This window comes from Paenibacillus sp. J2R1T-4 (genome assembly GCF_059692235.1).
In genome coordinates, this window is sequence record NZ_JCAUBA010000002.1 from 181060 (window position 1) to 200789 (window position 19730).

Annotated in this window: 13 protein-coding genes; 11 read left to right on the forward strand and 2 right to left on the reverse strand. The window is 48.1% G+C overall.

What is annotated here, in order from left to right:
- Window position 1: 1 nt before the first annotated feature.
- From AC58QD_RS04460 to gyrA, 10 genes are all read left to right on the forward strand, one after another.
- The gene (locus tag AC58QD_RS04460; protein WP_497330448.1) at window positions 2–3709 is read left to right on the forward strand and encodes a dynamin family protein; all 3708 of its coding nucleotides are present in this window, start codon (window positions 2–4) and stop codon (window positions 3707–3709) included.
- Window positions 3710–4245: 536 nt separating this feature from the next.
- A complete protein-coding gene (locus tag AC58QD_RS04465; protein WP_497330450.1) occupies window positions 4246–6018 on the forward strand; it encodes an ABC transporter ATP-binding protein in 1773 nt (590 codons plus the stop codon).
- Entirely contained in the window at window positions 6015–7874 is a 1860-nt protein-coding gene (locus AC58QD_RS04470) for an ABC transporter ATP-binding protein (RefSeq protein ID WP_497330452.1), read from the forward strand. The genes AC58QD_RS04465 and AC58QD_RS04470 overlap by 4 nt, the downstream gene beginning before the upstream one ends.
- A gap of 22 nt (window positions 7875–7896) precedes the next feature.
- The gene (coaA, locus tag AC58QD_RS04475) at window positions 7897–8868 is read left to right on the forward strand and encodes a type I pantothenate kinase (protein ID WP_497330454.1); all 972 of its coding nucleotides are present in this window, start codon (window positions 7897–7899) and stop codon (window positions 8866–8868) included.
- A 191-nt stretch (window positions 8869–9059) separates the two neighbouring features.
- Window positions 9060–10352: a LysM peptidoglycan-binding domain-containing protein gene (locus AC58QD_RS04480; RefSeq protein ID WP_497330456.1), complete on the forward strand. Its 1293-nt coding sequence runs from the start codon at window positions 9060–9062 to the stop codon at window positions 10350–10352.
- A 171-nt stretch (window positions 10353–10523) separates the two neighbouring features.
- The gene (locus AC58QD_RS04485) at window positions 10524–11330 is read left to right on the forward strand and encodes a GDSL-type esterase/lipase family protein (protein ID WP_497330458.1); all 807 of its coding nucleotides are present in this window, start codon (window positions 10524–10526) and stop codon (window positions 11328–11330) included.
- Window positions 11331–11376: 46 nt separating this feature from the next.
- Window positions 11377–12303, forward strand: coding sequence for an ABC transporter ATP-binding protein (locus tag AC58QD_RS04490; protein WP_497330460.1), 927 nt, complete (start codon window positions 11377–11379; stop codon window positions 12301–12303).
- Complete coding sequence (locus tag AC58QD_RS04495) at window positions 12296–13300, forward strand: ABC transporter permease (RefSeq protein ID WP_497330462.1); 1005 nt, start codon at window positions 12296–12298, stop codon at window positions 13298–13300. Before AC58QD_RS04490 ends, AC58QD_RS04495 begins: the two co-directional genes overlap by 8 nt.
- Before the next feature lie 58 nt (window positions 13301–13358).
- Window positions 13359–15341 (forward strand): DNA topoisomerase IV subunit B, encoded by a 1983-nt coding sequence (parE, locus tag AC58QD_RS04500; protein ID WP_497330464.1) that lies wholly within the window; start codon window positions 13359–13361, stop codon window positions 15339–15341.
- Between the two features lie 34 nt (window positions 15342–15375).
- Window positions 15376–17829: a DNA gyrase subunit A gene (gyrA, locus tag AC58QD_RS04505; RefSeq protein WP_497330466.1), complete on the forward strand. Its 2454-nt coding sequence runs from the start codon at window positions 15376–15378 to the stop codon at window positions 17827–17829.
- 23 nt (window positions 17830–17852) lie between these two features.
- Here the strand turns inward: gyrA and AC58QD_RS04510 are convergent, their stop codons facing one another.
- Window positions 17853–18023 carry a hypothetical protein gene (locus AC58QD_RS04510; RefSeq protein WP_497330468.1) on the reverse strand — a complete coding sequence of 57 codons (171 nt, stop codon included), beginning with the start codon at window positions 18021–18023 and terminating at the stop codon, window positions 17853–17855.
- A gap of 217 nt (window positions 18024–18240) precedes the next feature.
- Between AC58QD_RS04510 and AC58QD_RS04515 the strand changes: the two genes are divergently transcribed.
- On the forward strand, window positions 18241–18660 hold the full coding sequence (locus tag AC58QD_RS04515) for a MarR family winged helix-turn-helix transcriptional regulator (protein ID WP_497330470.1): 420 nt from the start codon (window positions 18241–18243) through the stop codon (window positions 18658–18660).
- A 103-nt stretch (window positions 18661–18763) separates the two neighbouring features.
- Here AC58QD_RS04515 and AC58QD_RS04520 read toward each other — a convergent pair whose 3' ends face one another.
- The gene (locus AC58QD_RS04520; RefSeq protein ID WP_497330472.1) at window positions 18764–19630 is read right to left on the reverse strand and encodes a class I SAM-dependent methyltransferase; all 867 of its coding nucleotides are present in this window, start codon (window positions 19628–19630) and stop codon (window positions 18764–18766) included.
- Between the last annotated feature and the right edge of the window lie 100 nt (window positions 19631–19730).

Consider the following 19730-nt stretch of genomic DNA (forward strand, 5'->3'; position numbering starts at 1 on the left):
CATGAACGCACTGCACCACTTCCGGGATACAGCGACTGCCGAGGCGCTTATTGCCGTTCGAGAACGAATGGTACAGGAAGGAGATCTCATTAACGCAGAGAAGCTAGGGGAATTGGCTCACAAGGCGGCAGATCCGCTATTAAGGATTGCATTCTGCGGGCATTTCTCGGCTGGAAAATCGAGTTTAATCAATAAGCTGTGCGGGTATCACCTGCTGCCATCCAGCCCAATTCCAACAAGTGCTAATGTAGTGACGATCAGAAGCGGAGCGCCAGGAGCTACTGTGATTCCTGTAGCGGGCAAGGCCGCAGATTCATCACTGTCTGATGAGATTGCTTTAGATGAATTGGACGCTTATTGCAAAAACGGCAATGATATTGCCTCTATAGAAATTCGGTACCCGATTCCCCTTTTGGAAGGGAAAGCTGCACTGCTGGATACCCCTGGAATCGACTCAACCGATTCAGCCCATATGCTTGCTACGGAATCAGCCCTTCATCTGGCCGACGTTGTGTTCTATGTGATGGATTACAATCATGTGCAATCTGAAGTGAATTTTGCTTTTTCCAAGCGCTTGAAGGAATGGGGCAAACCGCTTTACCTGATTGTCAATCAGATCGACAAGCATCGGGAGCAGGAGCTCACATTCGAACAGTATCGGAATAGTGTAAGAGAAGCTTTTGAGAACTGGCATATTGAACCCGATGGCATTCTGTATACCTCGGTAAAAGTAAGCGAGCATCCTCTCAATGAGTGGAGCAAGCTGGAACGTATCGTTACAGACTTAACAGAGCTGTCAGAGAGTCTGAGAACGAGAAGCGTCATACAGTCTACACGTTTCCTGACGAGTGAACATATCGCATGGCTCGAGGAGCGCAGTGAAGAGGAGAAGCAACAAGCGCGGGCTTCCTTGGACGAAGATGAGCTGCCGATCGTGTTAGGGGAAGTGAAGGCTATAGAAGTTCAACAGGAGGAGATGAATAAGCATGCTTATTCGTACTTGCCTGAGCTGAAGAAGGAAATAGCTCATTTACTGGATAATGCAACAATTACTCCAGCGGGAACCAGAGAACTGGCCCATACGTACCTTCAGAGTCGCAAGCCGGGCTTCAAGGTCGGCATATTCGCTCGTGCCGCAGCGACGGCCAAAGAGACGGAGCAGCGGCTGCAGGTGTTCGCGAGCCACTTCCAGGAGCAGGTACAGGCGAGCATTGTGTGGCATTTGCGACAGCTTCTGCTTCGGGAAGCAGAGCGGTATGCGGCAGGCACGATCAGCGCCGCCGATGTGGACGCGCGGTTAGAACGAGCGGCCGCTTCAACGGGGCCCGAGTGGTTAGCCGCGCAGGTGCAGAGCGGAGCCGGCTTCACCGGCGAATATACGCTCAACTACACGCGTCAGCTGGCAGCAGACGCGAAGACGCTCTTCCGCCGCGAAGCGTTCGCGATCGCGGAGGAGATCGGTGCGCACGCGGCTGCAGCTGGCAGCGAGACCGCAGCCGCGCTTACGGCGCAGCTAGCGGCGCTCGAAGCGCGACTAGGCGCCTATCGCCGGCTGCAGGCGCTCGAGGCGCGCGAGGCCGCCTACGCGGCTGCGCTGGCGGCGCTCTTGCCGGCCGCCGCGAGCGCGGCAGCGCCGGCACTGCCAGATCCTGCAGCCTACGCTGCAGGATCTGGCTCGGCGCAGCCGGCCGCGCAAGGCGCCGCAGCGGCGGCCACGCCGCTAGGCCGCGGGCCCGGCGCTGCCGGCTCGGCGCTTGCGAGCGCTGCGGCGCAGCCGGAGCCAGGCGCGGACGCTAGCGCCCGCGCGGCCGGCAGCGATCCGCGCCGCGGCATGCTGCTGACGGCGGAGCGCCTGCAGACCGGAGCGGAGCTGCTGCAAGGCATCCCGGCCATGAAGTCCATCGTGAATGCGATGTACGAGAAAGCCGAGCGACTACAGAGCAGCACGTTCACGATTGCACTGTTCGGAGCGTTCAGCGCTGGGAAGTCTTCCTTCGCCAATGCCTTAATGGGAGAGGGCATCTTGCCAGTATCACCGAACCCGACGACCGCTGCCATCAACAAGATCGTTCCGCCAACATCTGAATGGCCGCATGGCTCCGTTAAGGTCCAGATGAAGTCAGCGGAGGCCATGCTCGAAGACGTACGATATTCCCTTCAGGTATTAGGTCAAGAAGTATCCGGGATCGACGAGGCGCTTGTACAGATTGATCGCCTGAAACCGGAACAGGTTGCGCCAAGCGGCAAGCCGCATTACACGTTCCTTAAAGCGGTCCGAAGAGGCTGGGATTTCGCCGCCAGCCGCTTGGGCGAAGAGATTCGCGCGGACCTGGAGGAGTTCCGAGATTATGTAGCAGAAGAGAGCAAATCCTGTTATGTATCGGTGATTGAGCTCTACTATTCCTGTACGTTAACGAATCAGGGTATGGTCCTGGTGGATACCCCGGGAGCCGACTCCATTAATGCCCGCCATACTGGAGTAGCTTTTGACTATATCAAGAATGCTGATGCCATCCTTTTCGTTACTTATTATAATCATGCTTTCTCACAAGCTGACCGAGAGTTCCTGTTACAGCTTGGCCGTGTCAAAGACACCTTTGAGCTTGATAAAATGTTCTTCGTTGTAAATGCCGCTGACCTGGCTGCAACTCCTGACGAGCTTGAAGGAGTTGTAGGGCATGTAACCTCCAACCTGCTTCAATACGGCATCCGTCATCCTCGTATATATCCAGTGTCCAGTTTAGCGGCTCTGGACGGCAAGGTAGAAGGAGACAGCGTGATGTTAGCGGAATCTGGTATTATCCCGTTCGAGAAGGATTTTATTCGATTCGCCTTTGAGGAGCTGGCCGATATTGCAATGCATGCTGCGGATCAGGAATTCGTCCGGGCGGCCGGGGTATTGCGTGAATGGATCGATAGCGCCAAGGAAGGCGAAGAGGAGCGCAAGCAACGGATCGAACGACTGCGTGAAGCCAAACAGCAGATCGAAACGATGCTTACATCCTATAGTCCATCTGAGGAGTTAATAGAGGCTAGCAAAGAAGGCCGTGAGCTGTTATTCCATGTTAAACAGCGGTTAATGTATCGCTTTGGAGAACTGTTCACTTACGCGTTCAATCCGGCTTCATTGCGTGAAGACGCAGGTCCGATTCGCTCCCTGCTGCGGGCTGCATCGAGCGATCTGTTAAGACTGATCGCTTACGACCTGTCGCAGGAAATGTTAGCTACAACCTTACGCATGGAGCAAGTGCTTAATCGCCTTGCACGCAAAAGAGCAGAGAGAAACGTTGCCGGGATTCGTGAGCGAATCCCCACATACGAAGGCTCCACATATACCGCGGCTAAATTCATTACGCCATCCGTTGAGGAGAATCTCTCAGGAATTGCCTTCGAAGAGAAGGAGCTATTCAGCCTTTACAAGAATGGCAAACACTTCTTCGAAGGCAATGGACGTACGATGATGAAGGATACCCTCGAGAAACGTTTGCAGGATCCAATCGCCAATTATATCGAGCGGCATACAATCCTGATCGAGCATACTTACGCGTCCCAGTTCGAGCGGTTGATCTCAAAGCTTCACGATTTGCAGCTGCAATCCGTGAGTGAGCATGTAGAGGGTCTTATGGACGCCCTTGAGATGAAGCATGACATCTCCGAGCTGCGGCGCTTGCAAGACCGCTTCACCGCTCTCTCTTCATCACGCTCTTAGACCGTGCTCTTGCTCTTGACCGCACTGATGCTCTAGCTCATAACTAAAAATCTCGACAGGGGAGAGATAAAGCACTTCATCTCCCCGCCCTTTTGAAAAAAAGCGGGCCTTTGTCGAGCCTAGAAATCTATAGATATCCATAAGTGAAAGACGAGAAAAGGTGCCGGAAAGTCCACGTGCCGCATTTGAAGTATTGTTCCAACCATCATTCTAATCAAGGAACACTACTTCAAGAGCGGCTGGAGGCCCTTATCTTGTTTGGAACGTTTAAGGATATCCCTCAATGGTTTCGAAGTGCAACAACAGCCCGCTTTTTTCAATTTTCATGAAAACGTATACATCAACGGGTATCCAGACGAAACGGGAGAAATGCATGGAATAGTTCATGTTTTTCTCTTTTTTCGTACAATTAAGCGTGTTTATGGGGGTTTATCCCGTTTCGGATGATTGATGGATGTTAGGTATGGTGTTAAGATTCATAAAGATTGTAAATGCTTACGTTTTTACGTCAAGCTTATGTTTTTAGGGGGGTCCTGATGAACGTTCTTAAGCAATTGAAAGAGTACTACTGGCAAGAAAAGCGGCTGTTGTTCGCATCAATATTTTTCCTGATGTGCTCCACGGCGCTAGGTTTGGTGTATCCAAACTTGCTTCGCTACCTGATTGATGATGTCATCAAGGCTGAAAATTACAACATGGTTCCGTACGTCGCACTTTCAGTAATAGGAGTCATAGCGGTTAAGGCCAGCTTTCAGTTTCTGCATGGGTTCACAGGTGGCAGACTAGGGAATACTTTGGCTTACAACTTACGAAATGCGCTTTACAAAAAACTGCAGTATTTATCGTTCCAGTATTATGATCGTGCGAAAACAGGGGATTTGATGTCGAGATTAACAGCCGATTTAGAAGCAATTCGGCAGTTTATCGGATTCGGCTTCGCACAAGTTTTGAACGTGTTTTTAATGTTTGGCTTCGGTTCCGCTATGATGTTCTCGCTCAATTGGCAGCTAACTCTAGTCACTTTCGTATCGGTGCCGTTCATTGCCATTACAGCATTGCGTTTCGAGCGTACGGTTCACCCGGCCTTTCGTTCTGTTCGTAAATCAATGAGTGATTTAACAACAGCTGTTCAGGAGAATATTACAGGAGTACGTACCGTGAAATCGTTTGCGCGGGAGCCTTACGAAGTAGATAAATTCTCGGTGCGCAGCGAAGATTACAAGTCCAATCACATCATTCTTGCCTTTGCTTGGGCTAAGTTCTTCCCGTTAATGGAGCTATTCTCCAACTTCTGTGTAGTCGTACTGCTAACAGTCGGCGGTTGGTTTGTCATTCAAGACAAGATGACGATTGGGGAGCTCGTCGCTTTCTTCAGTCTAGTGTGGTACATTATCGCACCAATGCGAGATATCGGGTTGCATATCAATAACTTCACACAATCCAAGGCATCGGGTGAACGGGTGCTTGAAATTTTGAACCAATATATGCATGTAAAAGACAAGACTAATGCAATAGAGCTAAGCTCTGAGCAGGTAAAAGGTCATGTGAAATTTGATAAAGTGACATTCGCTTATACGGATAAAGAGCCTGCCTTAACGGATTTCAATCTGGATGCCCCAGCGGGATCGGTAATTGGATTGCTTGGACCTACCGGTGCAGGTAAATCCACCGTGATCCAGCTTCTGCTAAGAGCCTATAACATCCGAGAAGGTAAAATTACGGTGGATGGGATAGACACTCGAGATGTGACAATCAACAGTCTCCGTGAGAACATAGCACTAGTCTTTCAAGAAACGTTCTTGTTCTCTGCCTCCATCCGCAACAATATTGCGTATGCCAAACGGGATGTTAGTATGGAAGAGATCGTACAAGCCGCTAAGCTGGCCAAAGCCCATGATTTCATAATGGAGATGCCGGAAGGCTATGACACCGTCGTTGGTGAACGAGGCATGGGGCTGTCCGGAGGACAGAAACAACGGATCGCGATTGCGCGCGCCTTGCTCAAAAATCCGAAAATCCTTATTCTCGATGATGCCACAAGCGCGGTTGATATGGAAACGGAGCATGAAATCCAATCAGGATTCCGTGAGCTAATGAAGGGAAGAACCACTTTTATTATTGCTCACCGAATCTCTTCCCTTAAGCAAGCAGATGAGATTGTTGTGTTAGACGGCGGCCGAGTAGTCCAACGAGGAACACATGATCAACTGCTGCGGGAACCAGGTCGTTATTATGAAACGTACAAAATTCAATATTCCGACCACCCTGCCCTTGTCAAAAAGCAAATGGAACGGAGGTTGGCCAAGTGAGCAGTGCGCATACAAATTCCGCTGAAGAAGCTAAGAAAGCTAAGCAGTCAGCAGAGACAAACGAGAAACAAAGATTCGTGTATCAAGATGATGAAGAGTTGGCCAAATCGTTTGATTGGTCACAGCTTCGCCGACTAGCCACCTATTTGAAGCCTTATCGCAAACAGCTTTTACCAGTCATTATAGTCGCTATGCTTCTTGGTACAGCAGCCAAGCTCACGATTCCTTTTTTGATCAGCCTTGCAATTGATGATGCCCTCTTGGATGGTAACGGCAAACTACTGATCATACTAGCTTCAAGCATGCTTGGGTTGTACATTGTGCAGTGGTTCGTCAACAATTACAGAATTCGTTACTTGAATACTATAGGCCAGAACGTTATTTATGATTTAAGACATGATTTATTCAAACATATCCAGCAGCTTTCCTTCCGTTTTTTTGACAAGCGGCCTGCTGGATCGGTACTAGTAAGAATTACGAATGATGTGAACTCGCTGCAGGATTTATTTACGAATGGTGTAGTCAACCTGTTGATTGATACCATCCAACTTATTGGAATTATCGCGATTCTGCTTACCTTGAATTTCAAGCTAGGGTTGGCCATCATTGTTACGGTACCCCTCATGTTCTTTGTTTCGGGAAAACTGCGGACCACGATCCGGATCGCTTGGCAAGATGTGAGAATGAATACATCAAGAATTAATGCACATCTGGCAGAGAGCATTCAAGGGATCAAGGTAACACAAGCGTTTACTCAGGAAAAAGAAAATATTAAATATTTCCAGAACATGAATGAGAAGAACCGTGTGACTTGGAACAAAGCTTCTCAACTCAACCAAATGTTCGGGCCCATTATTGAATTAACGGCTGCAGTGGGAACTTGTATTTTGTTCTGGCTCGGTGCTCATCTCATTCAAACGGATGCTTTGACAATCGGTCTGTTGGTTGCTTTTGCCAACTATATCGGTAACTTCTGGGAGCCTATCAATCGGCTTGGCGCCATGTATCAGCAGATGCTGATCGCTATGTCGTCCTCGGAGCGTATATTCGAATTTATGGATGAAGAACCGACTGTTGGGGAGAAAAAAGATGCAAAGGTGCTGCCTCCGATTACCGGTGGAATAAAGCTTGAGAATATTGTATTCGAGTATGAAAAAGGACGCCCAGCACTGCGAAATGTAAGTCTCGAAGCACGGGAGGGACAGTCGATTGCTCTTGTAGGTCATACTGGCTCCGGGAAAAGTACAATTATTAATCTGTTATGCCGATTCTATGATCCGGTTGGCGGAAGAGTGTTGATTGACGGTCAGGATATCCGTGATTTTACATTGCAAAGTCTTCGTTCCCAGATTGGCATCGTGCTGCAGGATACGTTCATTTTCTCAGGATCTATCCGGGACAATATTCGATTCGGTCGACTGGATGCTACGGACTCGGAAGTGGAAGCCGCAGCAAAAGCAGTGTATGCTCATGACTTTATTACATCCCTTCCAGATGGCTATGACACGCAAGTAGAAGAACGCGGTAACGTGTTATCCATGGGTCAGCGTCAGCTGTTATCGTTTGCTAGAGCTTTGTTAGCCGATCCTCGTGTACTGATTCTTGATGAGGCTACTGCCAGCATCGATACAGAGACAGAGCTCAGAATTCAAGAAGCGCTCAAAGCCTTGCTAGTGGGCCGGACGTCATTTATTATTGCGCATAGATTGTCAACGATCCGTAATTGTGACAAAATCATAGTAATGGATCACGGAACGCTCATGGAAGAAGGCAGTCATGATGAACTCATGACCTTTAGAGGCATTTATTATGGCTTGGTACAAGCACAGTATAAATTTTTAGGAGATGCCGTTTAACTTAGAAAGGAAGAGTTAACTCATGACGGAAGTCCCGCAATTATCTCAAAAATCGTTTTCGCCTTATAACACTTTTGCACGCCATGAATGGGCGAAATTGCGGGATGTTACTCCTTTGACATTGAAGGAACAGGATTTGGCGCAGCTTCAAGGTTTGCACGATAAGATCTCCATTGCTGAAGTGCAGGACATTTATTTGCCGCTATCGAGGCTGCTGAATTTGTATGTAGAAGCTACTCAGCGATTATACAAGGCAACACAGACCTTCTTGAACGACCATACAGCCAAGGTTCCTTATATAATCGGGATTGCTGGCAGTGTGGCGGTAGGGAAAAGCACAACAGCGCGTGTGCTCCAGGCTTTGCTGTCCCATTGGCCGAATCATCCTAAGGTAGACTTGGTCACGACTGATGGGTTCTTGTATCCGAACCATGTGCTTGAAGAACGAGGGTTGATGAAGCGTAAAGGGTTCCCAGAGAGCTATAATGCGCGGAAGTTGATTCGATTCTTGGCCGATATCAAATCAGGCTTACCCGAAGTTACTTGCCCGATCTATTCGCATCTCGCCTATGATATATTGCCGGATCGCAAGCAGACAATCCGTCAGCCGGACATCCTGATCGTCGAGGGCATCAACGTACTGCAGGCGCCATCCCCTAATATGCATAAGGGCAAGATGGTGCGTGAGGTTAATGTATCGGATTTCTTCGATTTCTCGATCTATGTGGATGCGAAGGAAGCGGATATCGCCGAATGGTATGTGGAACGGTTCAAGATGCTGAGAAGCACGGCGTTCGCCAATCCGAATTCTTACTTTCATCGTTACTCCAGCTTATCGGATTCTGAAGCGGTGGAGACGGCAACGTCGATCTGGCGTGAGATTAACCTCCTTAATCTCGAGGAGAACATTTTGCCGACCAGAGCTCGAGCCGATCTGATCCTGACCAAAGGCGCGAATCATGCAGCCGAGAAGGTGAAGCTTCGGAAGCTGTAAGGAATGAATAAATATTAGGCTCTGAAGGACTGTATGGATTGTATGGATTGTTATCTCCATACGGTCCTTTTTTTTGCCCGAACTTACACGGACATGCATTTTTCCCTGCGGCTGGAATAGGCATAGAATCGAAGTCTTGCGCTCGATCTAAGCAGTCAAGGAAAGTATGTCATGTTAAAGGAGGGGACCATGTGCAGATTGTAACCGTGAATCCAGGGGATTCCTTATGGGCGATAGCGAAAAGGTTTGGAGTGAGTTTGGAAGAGCTGATTAGATTGAACGGGATGGAGAATAACACCAGGCTTGTGCCTGGTCAAGCCTTAGTCGTTCCTGTGAAAGAACGGGTTCACGTTGTTCAGCAAGGGGACAATCTATGGAGTCTGGCGAATACGTACGGAGTGCCTGTCGGAGCCCTTGCCAGTATGAACGGGATCCTGAACCCTGCTGAGTTGTACCCAGGAACGCTACTACGCATACCAGGGACCGTAGATAACCAACCCAAGATGACCATTGAAGTAAACGGGTATTTGCAGCCCCGCAGTCCAGAGAATGATCGTAAGATCGTCAAGGAAACGGCGCGTGCGTTGACTTACTTTAGTATTTTTCAATATATCGTACAGCCGGATGGTTCGCTTGTCCCACCCAAGGCTGCAGCGGCGTTAGACGAAATTGCAAAGACGGATGCCGTCCCTATGATGGTCATTACAAACTTTAAAGAGGGTACATTCTCAGCCGAGGTGGCGCATGCGATTTTTAGTGATGCAGTGGCCAGGGAGAAGTTACTCGTTAATATAGAGAATACGATGCAAGCTCAGTCCTATTTTGCCCTCAATGTTGATTTTGAGCATATTTTACCTAGTGAACGGGATATGTACACCGAATTCCTGAAGGAATTGACGGGACGCATCCATGCCATGGGTAAGCTGATCTCAACAGCGCTGGCTCCCAAGACAAGCGGGGAACAAGTCGGTCCATGGTATGAAGCCCATGATTATGGTGCTCATGGCGCTATTGTCGATTTTGTGATCCTGATGACCTATGAATGGGGATGGTCAGGAGGGCCGCCGATGGCTGTCGCTCCACTTCCGCAAGTACGCCGAGTCCTGGAGTATGCGATGAGTGTTATTCCGCGTGAGAAAATTATGTTAAGCGCTCCGTTATACGGCTATAATTGGACGCTTCCCTATAAACCAGGGGGCAAATTCGCTCCAACCCTAAGCCCTCACGCGGCGGTCGATCTGGCGAGAGAAGTAGGAGCCTACATCCAATACGATCCCGTAGCGCAGTCCCCTCACTATCGATATTACGATCAGGAAGCGCGGGAGCATATTGTTTGGTTCGAAGATGCTCGCAGTATGCAGATGAAGTTCAATCTTATCAAACAGTATCAATTGAGAGGGATGAGCTATTGGGTGTTAGGCCAATCTTTTCCCCAGAATTGGGCTCTGCTTGAAGCTAACTTTAATATTAAGAAGTATAAGTGAATTTCCGCACCTAGCCTTTTCACGAGCCCTTTCATGTGAGTATGAAGGGCTTTTTTGCGTTTTTTGTCCCCATAATCCTGTAGAAATTTGCAAATTAAAAACGGAACCTTTAATCTACAAGAGTAGAACTTCTTACTATTCCCATGTTAGATTTGCCCAGGAGGGGTACATATGAATGGAACTCGCTTCATTTGGAGAAGTGTAGGCTTAGCCGCAGTCATTACTACACTGCTGCTTCTCTTCGGATTGGTGTATGCGATTATGGATGTGCTGAATCCAAAGGCCGTCTCGTATATGGCAGAACCGGACAAACCGGAGGTTCAATCGCCGCTCGACCAAGACAGTATTCGTATAGTAGCTTTGGGTGATTCACTGACAAAAGGCACAGGTGACGTTAGTGGCAAAGGGTATGTGCTTAACGTGAAATCCAAGCTTGAGCAGTCGACGGGCAAGCAGGTGAACCTTATAGGCAATTATGCGGTAAACGGCTATCGCACCGAGCAGCTGCTTAAGGATTTGCAAGGTCAGCCAGGTGTTGCGTATGGGATTGAACAAGCCAATCTTATCCTGCTTACTATGGGCGGTAACGATTTATTCGAAATCTCTCAAAATGTACTGAACTCGCAGACCGACGAATTGGACCCGGATAAAGTGCGTCAGCGTATGCCGGAACCTCTTAAACGTTTGGAACAAATACTGACTAAGCTAGCCGAACTCAATCCGAATGCAGCCATTGTGTACACCGGAATGTACAATCCTTTCTTCGATTTGCCGGAAATGCGTTCCGCCTCGGTTCATGTAGCGGAGTGGAATGATGCAGCGTTCCGCCTGTCTCTGAAGTACACGAATATGGTGTACGTACCGACGTTTGACTTGTTCCAACTTAATTTCTCGGATTACATGTACACCGATCACTTCCATCCTAACCAACAAGGATATGAACGTATTGCTGAACGGATCGTTCAAGCTATTGAATAGGGTTTATGCTTGGTAATGCTTCGTTATGGATTAAGGAGGAGAACGGATGACGGATAGAAGCACTGCTGTATTGACGGTCAAAAATCTCAAGAAGAAGATCGGCAACCGCCTCATTATCAAGGGAATATCGTTTGATGTTGGCAGGGGGGAAATATTCGGCTTTCTTGGCCCCAACGGATCAGGAAAAACGACTACGATTCGGATGCTGGTCGGTTTAATCAAACCTACTGAAGGCTTGATCCAAATATGCGGCTACGATATTCATAAGGAGCACAATGATGCGTTAAGTCAAGTTGGCTGTATCGTGGAGAATCCGGAGCTTTACACTTACTTGACCGGGTGGGAGAATCTGGAGCATTTTGCCCGCATGCTGCATGGGGTAGATGAAGCAAGGATACATGAAGTTGTTGCCACAGTCGGGATGGATAAACGTATTCATGATAAGGTCAGGACGTATTCGCTTGGGATGCGCCAGCGACTTGGGATTGCTCAAGCATTGTTGGGGAGGCCTAGCTTGCTGATATTGGACGAGCCCACGAATGGTCTGGATCCGCAAGGGATCAAGGAAATGAGGGAGTTCATTCGACAATTGGCTGAGCAAGGGCTAAGTTTGTTCGTCTCCAGCCATCTGTTAAGCGAGATTCAGCAAATGTGCGATCGGGTTGCCATCATTAGTCATGGCGAGGTTTTGGCAGTGGGCGGCGTGAATGAATTGCTTCTGCAAGCTGGAAGCCGCGTGATATGGGATCTGGAACCGATTGAACTGGCGATTCAAGTGTTTCAAGCCGAGACGGGCATTCAGCTTCTCAGCTCAGAAGGACCGATTACCACACAGCTTGATGATGCCAACCGAATACCGGACATTAATGCCAAATTAGTCGCTGCACAGGTTCAAGTATCTGGTATTCAAGTGAAAAACCCGACATTAGAAGAGTTATTCCTGAGGATGACGGAGGGCGAGAAAATTGACTAGTCCCCAAATCGGTCTATATCCATTAGTACAGAATGAAACGATAAAGATCATGAAGAAACGACGATTTCTGGTCGTGTTGTTAATATTGGCTGCCCTTATTCCTATTTTCACATATGCCCAAATGAAAGTAGCTCAGAACAACCAGAAGCAATTCGGTAATCAGGATTGGCGCCTGGTGAATCAGCAGAAGATTAATGATTACACCAATCGTATTGGAAGCAACAGAGTTCCGGAAGAATGGAAGAAGTTCATGCAAGTTCAGGTTCGGGTGCTGCAATACTACTTGGACAAAAATGTGAATCCGGAAACTCCCAATGGAGTCACGTTCACGGTCGGGTTTTTGCGGAATGCCGTAGGGTTGTTCATCCCGCTTATGATTATGGTGATCGCTTCCGATCTAGTCTCTTCCGAGCATTCGACCGGAACCATTAAACTGCTGTTAACAAGGCCTGTGCGGCGATGGAAAGTTTTGCTCAGCAAATATATCGCCATGCTGTTCTATGTATCGCTTACCGTATTTGCAACCGCGGCGATGTGTTACCTCATTTCTGGGCTAGTGTTCGGATACGGAGGGTGGAATATACCGATTTTTAGCGGGTTCAAGGTTATTGGCACTGAAGTGGATTTCAGCAAAGTTCATCCTGTACCGCAGTGGTTATTCCTCATTATGGAGCTGGGACTGGTATGGGTATCGGCGCTTGTCGTTGGCTGTATGTCGCTAATGATCTCGGTGCTCGTGCGAAGCACAGCAGCAGGCATGGGCATTATGCTAGCGGTGCTCATTGCAGGTACAATTCTGAGTAATATGGCTTCCTCATGGGAGACAGCCAAGTACTTATTTATGGTCAATTTGCAGCTAACGGATTACCTGGCGGGGACGCTTCCACCGATTGAGGGGATGAATTTGGCCTTCTCTTTGAACGTCTTATTGGTGTGGACTGTGGCAGCAATAGCGGTCTCTTTCTGGAGCTTCACGAAAAAAGACGTATTAAATTAATTGAAAACGATGATATAATGCATAATATGTTACAACTTTGCTGAATGGGGGCATAAGGATGGCCGAACAAATGGATTTGTTTTCCGGGCCGGTCGCGCAGGTTAACGCTCCTTCAGGCTACGATGCTGATGATATTCAAGTGCTTGAAGGCTTAACCGCAGTCCGCAAAAGACCGGGAATGTATATAGGCAGCACCAGTGCTTCCGGTTTGCATCATCTGGTATGGGAAATCGTAGATAACGCGGTTGATGAGCATCTGGCCAAGTTTTGCTCCAAGATCGACGTAATCATACATAGAGATCAATCGATTACCGTTAAGGATAATGGACGGGGGATCCCGACCGGCATGCACAAGACAGGTATACCAACACCGCAAGTCGTATTCACGATGCTGCATGCTGGAGGAAAGTTCGGCGGCAGCGGGTACAAGAAATCCGGCGGGCTGCATGGTGTCGGTGCTTCCGTAACGAATGCGCTCTCTGAATGGTTAGAGGTTGAGATTAATCGTGACGGTAAGGTACATCGTCAGCGGTTCGAATTTTGGATCGACGCATCGGGTAAAGAGCATGTGGGTGAGCCTACTACAAGCTTGGAAGTGATCGGGAATACGAACCGGACTGGCACTAAAGTTACGTTCAAGCCGGACAAGCGGGTATTCCAGACAGGAACTGCAGTTAGCTACGATACGTTAGCTGAACGGCTGCAAGAGATTGCTTTCTTGAACTCGGGCCTGCAGGTGACGATCAAAGATGAGCGTGCCGATAAACAGGAGTCCTATCAGTATGATGGCGGCGCGAAGCAATTCGTGCAATTCCTCAATGAAGATAAGACCGTCATGCATGAGGTCATTCATTTTGCAGCCGAGAAGGATGACATCGAGGTGGAAGTTGCTTTCCAATACAACGATGGTTATACCGAGACTATTGCATCCTTCGTGAACTCGATACCGACACGCGGCGGCGGCACACATGAAACTGGTTTCAAGACGGCCTACACCAGGGTTATGAACGAATATGCCCGTAAAGCAGCGCTCCTGAAGGAAAAGGACAAGAATCTGGAGGGTGTTGATCTGCGTGAAGGTATGATGGTCGTGATCAACATCAAGATGGGCGAAGTAGAATTCGTCGGTCAAACGAAGGATCAATTGGGAAGTGCATCAGCAAGAAGTGCTGTCGATGCAGTTGTATCGGAGCAGATGGATGTGTTTCTTGAAGAGAATCCACAGGTAGCCCAACAATTGTTGAAGAAGGCGGTTCAATCTGCAAAGGCTCGCGAGGCCGCTCGTAAAGCACGCGAAGAGGTGCGTAACGGGAAAAAGGGGAAAAGTGAGAGCTCGAATCTGAACGGTAAGCTCACACCAGCTCAATCCAAGGATCACGCTCGCAATGAACTATTCATCGTAGAAGGTGACTCTGCAGGCGGTTCAGCCAAGCAAGGACGCGATTCCCGTCATCAGGCTATTTTGCCGCTCAAGGGCAAGCCGATGAATCCTGAGAAAGCCAAGCTGATCGACATTCTCAAGAACGACGAATACAAAGCGATTATTGCTGCGATTGGTGCAGGGGTCGGCTCAGAATTCGAAGCAGAGGAGAGCAATTACGGGAAAATCATCATCATGACAGATGCCGATACGGACGGCGCACATATTCAAGTGCTGCTGCTCACCTTCTTCTATCGCTACATGAAGCCATTAATCGATAACGGCCTTGTCTACATCGCCCAACCACCGTTGTATAAGGTTACCAAGAAGGCTGGAAAGAACAGTACCATGCGGTATGTATACTCGGATGAACAGCTGAATGAAGTGACCAAAGAGCTAGGTAAATCCATAGAGCTTCAGCGTTACAAAGGACTTGGAGAGATGAACCCGGAGCAACTATGGGAGACGACGATGGATCCAGAGCTTCGCACTTTGTTGCAGGTGCAAATTGAGGATGCAGCCAAAGCCGAGCGTCGAGTTTCTACCCTGATGGGTGATAAGGTTGACCCGCGTAAGCGTTGGATTATCGAGAATGTAGATTTCACGGAGTATGTAGAGTAGGCCGCGGTAAAATTTTATGAGGTGATGAGAAAGAATGAGTTTATCGGAGAAGTTTTTACCTGCGTTTCTGGAAGAAATCGTTGGAGACCGATTCGGTCGCTATTCCAAATATATTATTCAAGACCGTGCTATACCAGATGTTCGAGACGGCCTTAAGCCTGTGCAACGGCGTATTTTGTACGCGATGTATGAATCCGGCAATACACCGGACAAGCCTTATCGCAAGTCCGCCAAAACCGTAGGCGACGTCATGGGGAACTACCATCCGCATGGAGATCAATCCATCTATGACGGCATGGTCCGTATGGCGCAACCATGGAAAATGTCCCATACCCTGATTGATGGTCATGGGAACTGGGGCTCGCTTGATGATGACCCGGCAGCGGCTATGCGTTATACAGAAGCGCGGTTATCCCCTATAGCTATGGAAATATTACGGGACATCGAGAAACGGACTGTCTTGTTCAAAGATAATTTCGACAATACGGCCAAAGAGCCTGTTGTACTACCTTCGCGTTATCCGAATTTGCTGGTAAATGGGGTTAGCGGGATCAGCTCCGGTTTTGCAACAGAAATTCCTAGCCACAGCTTACGTGAAGTGATTGACACATGCATAGCATTGATCGATAAGCCGGACATGCCGCTTGAGGAACTAATGACCACTCTGAAAGGTCCGGATTTCCCGACAGGCGGCATTATAATGGGCGAAGAGGGGATACGGGAAGCTTACAGTACTGGCAAGGGACGGATCTATGTCCGCTCCAAGACAGCGATAGAAGATATGAAAGGTTCTCGCCAACAAATCGTCATTACTGAAATTCCATACCAAGTAGTGAAGTCTAAGCTTGTGACAGCTATGGAGAATATCAGGCTGGAGAAGAAAGTGGAAGGAATCGCTGAAGTACGCGACGAGAGCGGGCGTAACGGACTCCGCATCGTTGTGGAGCTGAAGAAAGATGCAGATGCCAACGGGATATTAGCTTATTTGTTGAAGAAGACCGATCTTCAGGTCACTTATAATTTCAACATGGTAGCCATCGTTAATAAGACCCCGATGCAGCTCGGCGTAAAGGCAATGCTTCAAGCTTATATCGAGCACCAGAAAGAAATCGTAACGCTGCGTTCCCAGTACGATCTGGACAAAGCGGAAGACCGAGCCCATATTCTGGAGGGACTTGCCAAAGCGCTTGATATTCTGGATGAGATCATTGTGACGATCAAAGCGTCGAAGAATCGTCAGGATGCTCAGAATAATCTCGTCGAACGTTTCGGCTTCACCGAAAGGCAGGCCGATGCGATTCTGGTCCTCCAATTGTATAGGTTGACGAACCTTGAGATTCATTCAATCGAGAAGGAATTGAAAGAAGTTCAGAAGACTATTGCTTATTTGCGCTCCATTCTGGAAAGCAATAAGAAGCTGATGGGTGTCATTAAACAAGAGATGAACGAGATCCGTGAGAAATTCGGGATCGATCGTCGTTCTGAGATCCATGGCGAAGTAGAAGAACTGAAGGTTAATCTGGAAGTCATGGTTACAGCTGAGGATGTTCTTGTCACGCTTACTCAAGAGGGGTATTTGAAACGCACAAGTCTCTTGTCCTTTAATCGCTCTGGCGGAGAGCTGGAGACCATCGGTCTGAAGGACAAGGATTACGTCAAATATTGGCTTGAAGTAAATACGATAGAGAATTTAGTTATTTTCACGCAAAAGGGCTTGTCCTTCGTGCTCCCGGTTCATCAAGTACCGGAGTATAAGTGGAAGGAGAACGGCACCGCTATTGTGAATGTGTTGCCTATTGCCAAGGACGATCGGATTGTACAAGTCATCCCGCTTAAGGATTTCGACGATCCTGCCAAGTCATTCGTGTTCGTGACGAAGCGTGGACAGGTGAAACGTACGGAGATTAAGGAATATTATACGAACCGTTCCGGCGGTATCGTAGCCATTAAGCTTGGTGACCAGGATGAGGTATTGCAAGTCCGATTAAGCGATAACAGCAAGGATCTGTTACTTGTCACGAAGAACGGAATGAGTATACGCTTCCGTGAGATGGAAGTGAATCCGATGGGACGCTCAGCAGGCGGGGTTCGAGGGATTCAACTTAAGGATGATGATGAGATCGTTGCGGCTGAATGGGTGGAAGGTGAGGAGGGTGAGATTCTAGTTATATCCGAGATGGGATATGCCAAGAGCTCATTGCTGTTAGATTATCCAGTTCAGGGCAGGGGCGGCAAAGGAATGATCACCTTTGAATTCAAGGAAGGCAAGCGGGTTCGTCCGAATGGGTCTCAGCTGGTGAAAGCCTTCTTCGTCAAACACGCACTTCAGCTAAGTGCGATACTGAAGAGCGGGGAGCAAGTTACATTCTCTTCCGAGCAAGCTCCAATCGAGGAACGCAAATCACCAGGTAAAGCAATCGTTACCGTTGGCAAAACAGATCAGGTCGCAGTCGTATTGAAGAGAGGCATCCTTACCAAGATCGAGTAGATGGAAATATATAAGTTGACCTATCAATCGTATGATTCGTAAGGCGGGTCCAGCTTTTCAATCAAATTCAGGAACAATTCCATAACAGCCCACACTGGCATAGGCTCATCCAGCTTATTCAACCATTGTGGGTCTTTTATTATGCCCTCGGTCAGCGCCTTCTTTACGATCTCGAGTTTTTGTGCTTGATCCATACGAATCCACTCCTCGCCTAATTGTTTTGTTGCCGATAAGACATGCTCATTCGTCAAATTATTTGTATATCTTCTGCAATATATGTAAAAGCCTAGCGAAAGGTTATTCATCGGCTCGATTTATGCAATAAAATATTAACGGGATTAACCTTTTATCCGACAAGCAGTGTTGGTATAATGGATATATAAGAACGAATTTGAACGGGAGGGAATTAGGATGCATTCATCTGAATTTGCAAGATTATGGAGTAAGATCAGTAAGGATTTGAAGCTGCATATGGAGACGGAGCTTGCTCCAGGGCTTACTGAAGGTCAGCTGCATGTGCTGGAGGTGCTGCAGGAGGCTGAGAGGCAGGGCACAGGCCGTATGAAGCCATCTGATCTGCTGGAGCATCTGCACACGACTCCTGCGGCGATAACAACACTCCTCGATCGGATGGAGAAGAATGAGTTGATCGTTCGTCAGAGGGATGAGAAAGACAGACGTATTGTATGGATTATTCCTACAGAGCGCGGATTGTCTGAGCATGAGCGAGGTCTGTTGGTCCGTAATTCCTTTATTGACGCACAGTTGGATCGAATCTCCTCACACAACCAGCAGATGCTTGTTTTTTTGTTGGGTAAGGTGGCTAATTAAGGATTCCATTTACCCTTCCCGATTAACGGTCAATAGTGATGCATACAAAAATACCTAGCGAGATATTCCAATCTCGGCTAGGTATTTGTCATAATGATCTTATTTAGTTGGCTTCCCAACGTCCTAATATCCCAGCTGGCATAATCATCTTGGAGGCGGTGATCGGAAGCCCGATCTCTCCGCAAGTAATTTGCCCGCCGAATTTGTTGCCTAACGACATACTTAACAGATTATGAAGAACAGTAGGGGATAGGCCCGTTGTATAAGAGTTAATTAAGAGGAACAACGGATTATCAGACAAGATCTTCGTACAGAACTGTACGAAAGGGAACAAATCATCCTCCAGCTTCCATGTTTCTCCGTTAGGGCCTCTTCCGTACGAAGGCGGGTCCATAATAATAGCATCATATTTGTTGCCTCTGCGTTCTTCCCGCTGCACAAACTTGAATACATCATCTGTTATAAACCGAACAGGCTTGTCCCCGAGACCAGACAGCTGCAAATTCTCTTTGGCCCATTGCACAACACCCTTTGATGCGTCAACATGGCATACTTCAGCTCCAGCGGAAGCACAGGCTACCGAAGCTCCGCCTGTATAAGCGAACAAATTCAACACCTTAATGGGTCTGTTCGCTTTGCGGATTTTGTCCATCATCCAGCTCCAGTTCGCGGCCTGCTCCGGAAATAATCCGGTATGCTTGAAACTGGTTGGCTTAATGTAAAAGGACAATTTATCGTAGGATACGACCCATCGGTCCGGCAATTGACGTTTCATATCCCATTGTCCGCCGCCTGAGCTGCTTCTGTGATAATGCGCATCTGCTTGCTGCCATATGGAAGTTTCCTTGGCCAACGGCCAAATGATGAGAGGATCCGGTCGGCGTAATACGACATCTCCCCAGCGCTCAAGCTTCTCCCCGCTCCCTGTATCAAGAAGCTCATATTGTTTCCAATCGTTTGCTACAAACATGGACGAACCTTCCTTCAATTATTATCTTTTCTATTCTACAACATCCCGGTAACCAATATCCAGTAATCACAAGTATAGACCTGCATAGACATCGAAAATG